The organism is Flavobacterium branchiarum (genome assembly GCF_030409845.1).
GTDB lineage: Bacteria > Bacteroidota > Bacteroidia > Flavobacteriales > Flavobacteriaceae > Flavobacterium > Flavobacterium branchiarum.
Genome location: NZ_JAUFQQ010000005.1, coordinates 8,273 through 21,703, shown reverse-complemented (window position 1 = coordinate 21,703; position 13,431 = coordinate 8,273). Strand labels below are relative to the sequence as shown.

Annotated in this window: 1 protein-coding gene; it reads left to right on the top strand. The window is 36.2% G+C overall.

Annotation, left to right across the window (positions count from 1 at the left end):
* Positions 1 to 1,312 precede the first annotated feature (1,312 nt).
* Positions 1,313 to 13,390, top strand: coding sequence for an Ig-like domain-containing protein (locus tag QWY99_RS12075; RefSeq protein WP_290265605.1), 12,078 nt, complete (start codon positions 1,313 to 1,315; stop codon positions 13,388 to 13,390).
* The last annotated feature ends 41 nt before the right edge of the window (positions 13,391 to 13,431 follow it).

The window sequence follows — 13,431 nt, the reverse complement described above, 5'->3', positions numbered from 1 at the left end:
TTTTTATGTTAGCCTGATGTTTTGTTTGATATCTAGTAATTTAAACAGTTGAATATCTTAGTACTTATGGAATGTGATTTTAAATTAAAATCGCATTTCATCTTTTTTTTACTTGCATGTTATAAAAAAAAAAATTAAATTTATAAAATGTTTATCGTTGAACAATTGTTAATTGTTTTTAATAAAATAAGCTTTATTTGCTTATTCTTGGTGAATCATATAATGAATTAATCATTATTCAAAACGATGTAATATTTAAATCAGATTAAATAGAATTAGTTTTTTGCCAAAGTAAAAGGCATCTAAGAAATTTAATGTAAAACAAAATATAAAAAGATTATCTATTAACGTTCCAATTTGTTTTTGAAATAAAATAATATAATACCACATAATAGCAGAAAGATCTTGAATAAAGATTTTTAAGTAAATGAATTTTTTGTACGAATTTTTTTTGTCAATTATTTTTTAATCTAGATGCTTATGGAATTTATAATTACTTTTTTGGGAAGCAATAGATTTATCTCTTGTTCATTTCTTAGTTTATCGTTATTCAATGACGAATTGAATACCCTATCTGATCTAGCTTCTGCAAATAGAAAGAAGTATTTGTCTTTTGATAATCTCATAAATCAATTGAATATTTTAGATAACAGATTAAATCAGTATAGTAATAATTTTCGTTACTATTTGTTCCATAACAATACATAATTGTATTGTTAATTTGAGTCTTCAATCCCCCGAAGCACAAATCGACAAGTCAGGTATTAGTTTACAAATTTATTTCTTGTTTGAATTAATTTTTGACAATCAATAAATTTTAATTTCCACATTTCTGTAGAATTAATTTCTAGTACCGTATTTTGTACATGTTTCTCAATACTTAAAATTGTCAATTTTTTTTTATTTTTTTATTAAATGGGTGTATTTAAATGCATCACATATGTTTTTACCTCATATAGAACTGAAATAAAACGAACAGATCCCCAAATATATTAATCTCTTAAAAATATTTTATGAAATTAAAACCTACTTCAAATACTCCTTTTATGCAACTCTTTTTTTTTGATATTCATTTGATTTTTTCGTCAAATTAAGGGATCATTCGCTTCCTCGCGAATTGTGGTTGTTTCCCCCTTTGGAGTAATTTTTATAGATTTTAAGATCAAGATATTTTTCAGAACATTAAATGTAGTCTGAAAATCTGTTAGTATGGCTTTATTTAATAATCTCCTATTTGCGTATGAGATTATTGATGGTATTGCTTATTTATCATATTGGAATTTTTTTGTCACATCATTAATCTCTTAGGAATATGAAAAATTTTTACTTAAGAATAAAAAAAGAGACTTTTTTGCAAAGTTATTTGTGGTTGTTTTTGATATTGATTCCTTTTTCGAGTTCTTTTTCACAAACATTTTGCAGACCTATTTCACAAACTAATACTACAGGAGGGCTTCTGTGTGTGGGTATGAGTGTTACAAATCCTACTGCCGCATTTGATGGAAATCTGAATACATATGCTTTGTTGACAAATGTTCTTGGTTTAGCTTGTTTCGCAGAAGAAACGTTAACCTTAAACCAAACGGCAAAATCAGGAGATCAAATAGTTGTCTATTTTGGTACTGGTGCGGTAGCAGGTTTAGTCGACGTTAGTTTACTTTCAAACGCAACTATTCAAGCAAAATTTTCAGGAACAGATGTTGGTGGTCCTGTCCCTCTAAATAATGCATTATTAAATCTTCAATTATTGCCTGGTAATCAAATGGCAGTAATCAATTATACATTGCCTGGAGATGCTAATCAAATACAAATTAGGGTAGGTGGTCTTGTAAGGTTATTAGTAGATTTGAAAATTTTCGAAGTGCATTCGCAATTTGCTAGTCCAACAATTAGTGGAGGGAGTTCGCAATCAGTATGTTCAGGTCAGAGTATAGCTCTTTCTGCTACAGCAGCAGCAGGTACAACATTGGCTTGGTATGATTCTCCAACTTCAACAACAGCACTCTCAACTACAGGTAATTATTCAACTCCTGCTTTAACCGCTACAACAACTTATTATATTAGTGTTTCAAGAACAGCTGGTTGCGAAAGTGATAAACGAATACCTGTAACTGTAAATGTAATAAACCCCGTATTACCTATAATTAGTACAGTCGGTACAACAATATGTTCCTCAGGACCTACTCAAGCAACTAAACTGTCAGTTATAAACCCTATACCCGGAACTACATATTCATGGTTTAGCGTAGAATCAGGTGGTATTGTTTTGGCTACAGGTGATTCTTATACACCGACAGTTCCTACTGGTGTGACTAATTTTTATGTAGAAGCTACTATTGGTAGTTGTACAACTCCAACACGAACTCTAGTTGCTGTTACTTCAACTCCAGTTCCTGCTTTGGCAACGGTATTGACTCCTAGCGTATCAATACAATCAGGGCAAAATGCTACTTTAACTGCTTCGGCTTCTGGATCTGGTGAAACATTAGATTGGTATGATGCTCCAACAGGAGGTACTAAATTATTAGCCAACTCAACTACATTTACAACACCAATCTTATTTGCTACAAAAACATATTATGTAGAATCTAATAATATTGCTGGAGGATGTTTAAGTGCTAGTCGAGTAGCTGTAACCGTGACAGTTTTGCCTGCTTCACTAGGAACTTGTCTAGAAGCAAATAGCCAACAAACTACACAAAATGGACTTTGCTTACTTTGTTCTGTTGCTAATCCAAATAATTCAGTCGATGGAAATAATAATACTGCTTCAACATTAAGTATACCAATTGGGTTAGTTAATGGGTGGATTCAACAAACACTGCAATTTAATAACGGAGGGAATACTGGTGATGTTATTCAAGTTGATTTAGAAATTCCTACAGGAGTTCTAGATATAAGCTTATTAAGTTATATTTCATTGGCTAGTTACAATGGAGCAACATATAATAATGACCGAGTAGCAGTAAATGATCCTCTTTTAAATATTCAGTTATTATCGGGAAATCGTTTTAGAGCAAGTTTTAAAGCAGGGGCTTCCTTTGATCGTGTTGAGATTCGATTAGGTGGATTAGTGAACTTAGTGTCAAGCCTCAATATTTATGGTGCTTCCTATAAATTTAAAGCAAGAACAATAACAGGAAATACAACGATTTGTAGCGGACAAACGATTACTTTGGTGTCTGATACTGCTGTGGGAGAAACAATTAAATGGTATGATGCTTTAACTGGAGGAAATGTAGTGAGTAGTACTACTTCTTTTACTACACTAGCTTTAACTGCTAATACTACATATTATGTTGAAGTTACTCGAAATGGTTGTTTAAATAGTGAAAGAACTCCTGTTGTAATATCAATAAATAACCCTATTGCTCCAACAATAAATACTTCGGGGACAACTATTTGTGCAGGGATTACAACTACGCTAAATATTGTTACACCTGTTGTAGGAACTATATATAAATGGTATGATACAGCTACAGCTGGAACGTTAGTATTTACAGGAACATCATTTACAACTCCGATCTTAAATGCAAACACAAGTTATCATGTTGAAGCATCGATTGGTAGTTGTATTAGTGCTACACGTACTCCTGTAAATGTTACTGTTAACCCATTGCCTGCAGTACCAACAGTTGCTTCTTCAACTGTAACTATTCAACCCGGTCAAAATATTGTATTACAGGTGTCTAATCCTGTAGTTGGGGTTGAATATGATTGGTACACTGTTCCTATTAATGGAAGTCCTTTATTAACAAATTCAAGCACTTTTACTCCAACACCAGCATTAACTGTAAATACTACCTACTATATTGCAGCAAGAGATGCTGTTACAGGATGTGTGAGTAGTACAAGAACAGTTATAAATGTGATGATAGGTAGCCCAATAGATCTTTGTTTACAGCCAAATGATCAAACGAATAGGTTGTCTACTCTTACAGATGGTGTAATATGTGCAATATGTGCGGTTAATAATCCTAATAATGCGATAGATGGTAATTTTACTACAGCATCTAATCTTAATGTTTCTGTTGGTGTAGGAGCATTTGCAGAACAAGTTTTAAGTTTTTCTAATTTAGGGAAAGTAGGAGATAAGATAGATGTTGAATTAGGTATTCCTGCTGGACTTATCGATGTAAGTGCATTATCCTATATCACTTTAGCTACGTATAACGAGGGTGCGTATAATAATGATCGTACCGCTATAAATTCTAATTTAATAAATGTACAATTATTAACAGGAAATCGTTTCAAAGCTACTTTTGTTGCTGGATTTCCATTTAATGCGATTGAAATTAGATTAGGAGGAGTAGTGACTTTATTATCTCAGTTAGATGTTTATGGAGTTTCTATTAGATATAAAGATGCAGTAGTAACTACATCTCCAATTTGTAATGGCCAAAGTGCTATATTAGCAGCGACTCCTATTGTAGGTACTACTTTTAATTGGTATGATGTTTCTACCGGAGGTGTTGCTTTAGTTACTAATTCGGACACTTATAATACAGGTGTATTAACAGCAACTAAAACATATTATTTAGAATCTGTTCGTGGTGCTTGTGTAAATAGCACTCGTCAAGCAGTAACAGCAACTGTATTGACTATCCCAACTGCTACTGATATTACAATTATTAGTCCACTTACAGCATCTTGTACAGGGCAAGCTGTATTAGCACCAACATCAGCTTTGGCAGGTGCAAGATTTAAATATTATACAGATCAAAATAAAACACTTGAAATAACCACAGGAACTTCAGTTCCTGGTCAACTAGGAGTAACTTTTTTGAAAGATCCTGTAACAGATGTGCTTACTATTGATGGTCTTACTAGTGCATCTTATAATTATTATATATCAGTTCTTAATGGTGGTATTTGTGAAAATATAAATGGGACATTAAAAGCTGTTGTTGTAAATTATCCAGCAGTATCAGCTTTAAATGTTACGCCAACTTTGGCAGGTTGCGTTAGTGTAAATTTAAAAAATGCAATTACAGATTTTGATACAACTGGAACTACAACTTATGCTTTCTTTCAGGGAGTAACTCCTATCACAGAACAAGATGCTGTAAATATTACTACAGGTGGTTCTTATTGGATCCAAGCTCAAACAGCAGGTGTGGCTTGCCCATCTGATAAAAAAGAAGTTGTTGTGTCAATTAATCCTTTACCAACTTTAACAGGAGTTACAAACTCAATTGTTGTCAATAAAGGCAATTCAGTAGCATTAATAGCAACATCCAATGGGACAGTAGCTTGGTATGATCAAAATGGAAATCTTATACCATCAAATAATACAGGTATCCTTAATACTGTTGGGATTTTTAGCTACACAGTAATTGCGAGTAATGGGACTTGTACTGTAAGTCAAACAATAACAATTAGTGTAATTGATCCTGCAAGTTGTGACTCATTGCTAGAAAGAGAATATGCGACTAGCCAGACTTGGTCATCAATTATTACAGGAGGAGTAACAAAAGAAGCAAATGCTGCCGATGGTAATCCAAGTACTTTTTCTACAATAACTACTGGTTTTGGGCTTTTGGGGATAGGGACAACATGGCAAAATTTGCAATGGCCAACCAACATAACAAAAGGAACTCCAGTAACGCTGAAATTAGGCTTGGAAAATAGTTTGGTTGCAGTAGGGCAAAGTATTACAGTAGTGGGAACCAAACGTAATGGAGCTAATAATCCAATTGATATTGGAGTTTTAAAATCTATATCAGGATCATTATTAAATTTATTATCAGGACAGAATTCATTTGAATACACATTTGTCCCTTCTGATGTTTCTGGCCCTAAAGATTACGATGGTATTCGAGTTCAGTTAGGATCTATTTTAAGTGTTGGACAAAGTATAAATGTTTACGATGCTTACTATGAAAAACAAGTTACACAAATAGCTTGTGAGCAAGGAGATATTCAAGACGTTTTTACAGGAGTAAAAGATTTAGGAATTGGAGCATTAACAACTACTGTTGGCGTTTCGAATCCATGGAATATAGCTGATGGAGATATCTCAACTTATGCTACAATGTTTAGTGGAGCGGGAGTACTTGCTGCAGCTGAACTTAAAGCAGTTTTTAGAACACCTTCTATGGTTGGTGATAGTTTAAGAATCACGATTTCAAAACCAGGAACAGTTTTAAACCTCAATCTACTTACAGGATTTACAGTGCAGCTTTATTCAGGTAATATTGCTGTGGGTGGGCCAATTAAAAATACAAGTAGTTTGTTGTCTTTAAGATTACTTTCTGGGGGTACAATGGCAATGACAATTGTTGCGCCTCAAACGCAACCATATGATAGAGTTACAATCACTTTTGGAGGGGTTGCAAGTGTCTTAGATCAGCTTAGAGTTCATACAATCGATCGTGTTACAAATACTAAAGTCGTTGGAGGAGATATCAACAATAAAATCACAGTTTGTCCAGGATCAAATATTTCTTTAGAAGTTCCCGAAAAACCTTGTGCCGATTATGCTTGGTATGATTCACCAATAGGAGGAAATTTTCTAGTTAACGGTCAGACATATACACTTCCTACTACATTAGCACCTGGAATTTATAAATATTACATTCAACCAATTCGTTACGGCTGTGCAGCTTTAACAAGAGGAGAGATAACTGTAGAAGTTAGAGCGACTACACCTGCAAATGCAATAGCTAGTGTAACAATAAATGGAGAAACTAATACAACAATTTGTGCTGAAATTGGCACAGTAACATTAAATGCAGTTCTAGATACTAGTCCAGTGCTTGCAAATCCAATATATCGTTGGTATAGTTTTGATGGAACAACAAGTCAATTAATAGCAGGGCAGTCTGCATCAGAATTAGTTATTACAGGATTAGTTCCTGGAACATATACATATTTTGTTGGAGTTATTTCTGATGAATTTTGTGAAACGCTACCTGTAGATAGAAAACAAGTAACATTTACAATTTTACCGACAGCACTTCCAGCAGATATTACTGTTTCGAACGCTTCTATTTGTCATAATACAAATGCAATATTAATACCTACAAGTACATTAATAAATCCCGTATTTTTTTGGTATTTAGATGCTAATAAAACACAACCTATTACTGATGGGGCTATTATTGGTGGGGTAACCTATACAATTAGCTCAGCAGGAGTTTTAACGGTTTCAGGTTTAACTACAGTGATGAGTCCCATTTCTTACTATGTAGCAGCATCTAATCCTAACACTTGTCAGAATAAAAATGGAGAACTTAAAATTGTAACGGTAACAGTAACCGATCCAGCGACTCCAACGACAACCGATACAACACAAGACTTCTGTTTGGTAAATGCACCAAAAGTTTCTGATATTCAGGTAAATGAATCAGGCGTAGTTTGGTACACAACCTTAACAGGTGGCGTAGCTTTAGCGCCAACAACAGGTTTAAATAGCGGACCCTATTATGGTGCTATCCTTGATGGAGTAACTGGCTGTGAGAGTTCAGAGCGATTATTAGTAACGGTAGACGTAACAGATCCATTAACTCCAACGACAACTGATACAACACAAGACTTCTGTTTGGTAAATGCACCAAAAGTTTCTGATATTCAGGTAAATGAATCAGGCGTAGTTTGGTACACAACCTTAACAGGTGGCGTAGTTTTAGCGCCAACAACAGGTTTAAATAGCGGACCCTATTATGGTGCTATCCTTGATGGAGTAACTGGCTGTGAGAGTTCAGAGCGATTATTAGTAACGGTAGACGTAACAGATCCATTAACTCCAACGACAACTGATACAACACAAGACTTCTGTTTGGTAAATGCACCAAAAGTTTCTGATATTCAGGTAAATGAATCAGGCGTAGTTTGGTACACAACCTTAACAGGTGGCGTAGTTTTAGCGCCAACAACAGGTTTAAATAGCGGACCCTATTATGGTGCTATCCTTGATGGAGTAACTGGCTGTGAGAGTTCAGAGCGATTATTAGTAACGGTAGACGTAACAGATCTATTAATTCCAACGACAACTGATACAACACAAGACTTCTGTTTGGTAAATGCACCAAAAGTTTCTGATATTCAGGTAAATGAATCAGGCGTAGTTTGGTACACAACCTTAACAGGTGGCGTAGTTTTAGCGCCAACAACAGGTTTAAATAGCGGACCCTATTATGGTGCTATCCTTGATGGAGTAACTGGCTGTGAGAGTTCAGAGCGATTATTAGTAACGGTAGACGTAACAGATCCATTAACTCCAACGACAACTGATACAACACAAGACTTCTGTTTGGTAAATGCACCAAAAGTTTCTGATATTCAGGTAAATGAATCAGGCGTAGTTTGGTACACAACCTTAACAGGTGGCGTAGTTTTAGCGCCAACAACAGGTTTAAATAGCGGACCCTATTATGGTGCTATCCTTGATGGAGTAACTGGCTGTGAGAGTTCAGAGCGATTATTAGTAACGGTAGACGTAAGAGATCTATTAATTCCAACGACAACTGATACAACACAAGACTTCTGTTTGGTAAATGCACCAAAAGTTTCTGATATTCAGGTAAATGAGACAGGCGTAGTTTGGTACACAACCTTAACAGGTGGCGTAGCTTTAGCGCCAACAACAGGTTTAAATAGCGGACCCTATTATGGTGCTATCCTTGATGGAGTAACTGGCTGTGAGAGTTCAGAGCGATTATTAGTAACGGTAGACGTAACAGATCCATTAACTCCAACGACAACTGATACAACACAAGACTTCTGTTTGGTAAATGCACCAAAAGTTTCTGATATTCAGGTAAATGAATCAGGCGTAGTTTGGTACACAACCTTAACAGGTGGCGTAGCTTTAGCGCCAACAACAGGTTTAAATAGCGGACCATATTATGGTGCTATCCTTGATGGAGTAACTGGCTGTGAGAGTTCAGAGCGATTATTAGTAACGGTAGACGTAACAGATCCATTAATTCCAACGACAACTGATACAACACAAGACTTCTGTTTGGTAAATGCACCAAAAGTTTCTGATATTCAGGTAAATGAATCAGGCGTAGTTTGGTACACAACCTTAACAGGTGGCGTAGTTTTAGCGCCAACAACAGGTTTAAATAGCGGACCCTATTATGGTGCTATCCTTGATGGAGTAACTGGCTGTGAGAGTTCAGAGCGATTATTAGTAACGGTAGACGTAACAGATCCATTAACTCCAACGACAACCGATACAACACAAGACTTCTGTTTGGTAAATGCACCAAAAGTTTCTGATATTCAGGTAAATGAATCAGGCGTAGTTTGGTACACAACCTTAACAGGTGGCGTAGCTTTAGCGCCAACAACAGGTTTAAATAGCGGACCATATTATGGTGCTATCCTTGATGGAGTAACTGGCTGTGAGAGTTCAGAGCGATTATTAGTAACGGTAGACGTAACAGATCCATTAATTCCAACGACAACTGATACAACACAAGACTTCTGTTTGGTAAATGCACCAAAAGTTTCTGATATTCAGGTAAATGAATCAGGCGTAGTTTGGTACACAACCTTAACAGGTGGCGTAGCTTTAGCGCCAACAACAGGTTTAAATAGCGGACCCTATTATGGTGTTATCCTTGATGGAGTAACTGGCTGTGAGAGTTCAGAGCGATTATTAGTAACGGTAGACGTAACAGATCCATTAACTCCAACGACAACTGATACAACACAAGACTTCTGTTTGGTAAATGCACCAAAAGTTTCTGATATTCAGGTAAATGAATCAGGCGTAGTTTGGTACACAACCTTAACAGGTGGCGTAGCTTTAGCGCCAACAACAGGTTTAAATAGCGGACCCTATTATGGTGCTATCCTTGATGGAGTAACTGGCTGTGAGAGTTCAGAGCGATTATTAGTAACGGTAGACGTAACAGATCCATTAACTCCAACGACAACTGATACAACACAAGACTTCTGTTTGGTAAATGCACCAAAAGTTTCTGATATTCAGGTAAATGAATCAGGCGTAGTTTGGTACACAACCTTAACAGGTGGCGTAGTTTTAGCGCCAACAACAGGTTTAAATAGCGGACCCTATTATGGTGCTATCCTTGATGGAGTAACTGGCTGTGAGAGTTCAGAGCGATTATTAGTAACGGTAGACGTAACAGATCCATTAACTCCAACGACAACTGATACAACACAAGACTTCTGTTTGGTAAATGCACCAAAAGTTTCTGATATTCAGGTAAATGAATCAGGCGTAGTTTGGTACACAACCTTAACAGGTGGCGTAGTTTTAGCGCCAACAACAGGTTTAAATAGCGGACCCTATTATGGTGCTATCCTTGATGGAGTAACTGGCTGTGAGAGTTCAGAGCGATTATTAGTAACGGTAGACGTAACAGATCTATTAATTCCAACGACAACTGATACAACACAAGACTTCTGTTTGGTAAATGCACCAAAAGTTTCTGATATTCAGGTAAATGAATCAGGCGTAGTTTGGTACACAACCTTAACAGGTGGCGTAGTTTTAGCGCCAACAACAGGTTTAAATAGCGGACCATATTATGGTGCTATCCTTGATGGAGTAACTGGCTGTGAGAGTTCAGAGCGATTATTAGTAACGGTAGACGTAACAGATCCATTAACTCCAACGACAACTGATACAACACAAGACTTCTGTTTGGTAAATGCACCAAAAGTTTCTGATATTCAGGTAAATGAATCAGGCGTAGTTTGGTACACAACCTTAACAGGTGGCGTAGTTTTAGCGCCAACAACAGGTTTAAATAGCGGACCCTATTATGGTGCTATCCTTGATGGAGTAACTGGCTGTGAGAGTTCAGAGCGATTATTAGTAACGGTAGACGTAAGAGATCTATTAATTCCAACGACAACTGATACAACACAAGACTTCTGTTTGGTAAATGCACCAAAAGTTTCTGATATTCAGGTAAATGAGACAGGCGTAGTTTGGTACACAACCTTAACAGGTGGCGTAGCTTTAGCGCCAACAACAGGTTTAAATAGCGGACCCTATTATGGTGCTATCCTTGATGGAGTAACTGGCTGTGAGAGTTCAGAGCGATTATTAGTAACGGTAGACGTAACAGATCTATTAATTCCAACGACAACTGATACAACACAAGACTTCTGTTTGGTAAATGCACCAAAAGTTTCTGATATTCAGGTAAATGAATCAGGTGTAGTTTGGTACACAACCTTAACAGGTGGCGTAGTTTTAGCGCCAACAACAGGTTTAAATAGCGGACCATATTATGGTGCTATCCTTGATGGAGTAACTGGCTGTGAGAGTTCAGAGCGATTATTAGTAACGGTAGACGTAACAGATCCATTAACTCCAACGACAACTGATACAACACAAGACTTCTGTTTGGTAAATGCACCAAAAGTTTCTGATATTCAGGTAAATGAGACAGGCGTAGTTTGGTACACAACCTTAACAGGTGGCGTAGCTTTAGCGCCAACAACAGGTTTAAATAGCGGACCATATTATGGTGCTATCCTTGATGGAGTAACTGGCTGTGAGAGTTCAGAGCGATTATTAGTAACGGTAGACGTAACAGATCCATTAACTCCAACGACAACTGATACAACACAAGACTTCTGTTTGGCAAATGCGCCAACAGTTGCTAGTCTTCAGGTAAATGAATCAGATGTTGTTTGGTTTGCATCAGAGACAGGAGGAACCGCTTTAGCGCCAACAACAGCATTAACAGATGGAGGATTGTATTATGGAGCAATCTTAGATCCACTGACAGATTGTACAAGTTCCGTTAGATTATTAGTAACGGTAAGAGTAACTAATCCAGCGACTCCAACGACAACCGATACAACACAAGACTTTTGTTTGGCAAATGCGCCAACGGTTGCTAGTCTTCAGGTAAATGAATCAGATGTTGTTTGGTTTGCATCGGAGACAGGAGGAACCGCTTTAGCGCCAACAACCGCCTTGGCAAGTGGTTCGTATTATGGAGCTATCCGTGATGGAGTAACTGGCTGTGAGAGTTCAGAACGATTATTAGTAACAGTAACCGTTACCGATCCAGCAACACTAATTATAAACGATAAGGATCAAAAATTCTGTTTAGTTACTACACCAACTGTTGCAAGTATAAATGTAAGTCCTTCTAATGTTGCTAATATAATTTGGTATGATGCTTTAAGTGGTGGAAACTTAATTTCATCTGGAACAGCATTAACTAGTGGTAATTATTATGCAGCTATTAAAGATCCAATGACAGATTGTGAAAGAGGTGTTCGATTATTAGTAAAAGTAACTGTTAATGATGGGGTTTTACCAACTACGACAAGAGCTATACAAGATTTTTGTTTAACTGCTTTACCAAAAATATCAGATTTGTTAGTAAATGAAGCTGGTGTCGTTTGGTACACAACCCAAACAGGTGGTGTGGCATTAGCGCCAAGTACATTACTTGTTGCTGGAACATATTATGGATCTTTGAATAATCTAATAACAGGTTGCGAAAGTAAATCTAGATTGGCTATTCCTGTTAGTTTTAGAGGAAGTGAGCCAGCAACAATAACTGCAAGTAAGGCTAATGCATGTGTTTTTGATGTTGTTACATATACAACTTTAAATGGAATGTCTAATTATAATTGGACTATCACTGGTGACGGAACAGTTACAGCAGGTGGAGCCACTACTGATAATTTTGTAACAGTTTTATGGCCAGAAATAGGGCCAGCAAGTGTAAATGTTTCCTATTCGAATTTATGTAATGAAACGCAAAGTAAATTACTTGCTTTAGCCGTTCAGACTTGTTCGGATATAACAATGACAAATACTGTAGACAATCCTAATCCTAAAGTTAATGAAAATGTGATTTTTACTATAACAGTTAATAACATTGGAGCAGGGAATTTTATAGATGTATTAGTTCGTGAACTTTTACCAACAGGATATGATTTTGTTAGTGCACAGACTAGTAATGGAATATATAATAGCACTACTGGAGAATGGAATATTCTAATGCTAAACGCCAATACAAGCGAAACATTAACTATAGTAGCACAGGTATTACCAACAGGCAATTATTTAAATGTAGCATCAGTTATTATCTCAAATCCAATAGATTCAGATACTTCAAATAATTTTGCTGAAGCATCTGTGAGTCCTATGATTTTGGTAGTTTATAATGAATTTACTCCTAATAATGATGGTGCAAATGATTTTTTCAAAATCGAAGGTATCGAAAATTATCCAAATAATAATTTAAGCGTTTACAATAGATATGGAGCATTAGTTTATAAACAAAATCGTTATAACAATGATTGGGATGGAACAACAAATGTTTCGGGAGCTATAAATAAAGGAGATAGATTACCAGCGGGCACATATTATTATGTTCTAGATACTGGTGCAGATGGAGCAGCTAAAACAGGTTGGTTAGCTATTATTAGATAACCTTCAGGAACCATTAAAGCATCAAATTAAATTAACTGACT

Coding starts and splice junctions, on each gene's coding strand:
- QWY99_RS12075 (WP_290265605.1), top strand. CDS start 1,313: ATGAAAAATTTTTACTTAAGAATAAAAAAAGAGACTTTTTTGCAAAGT.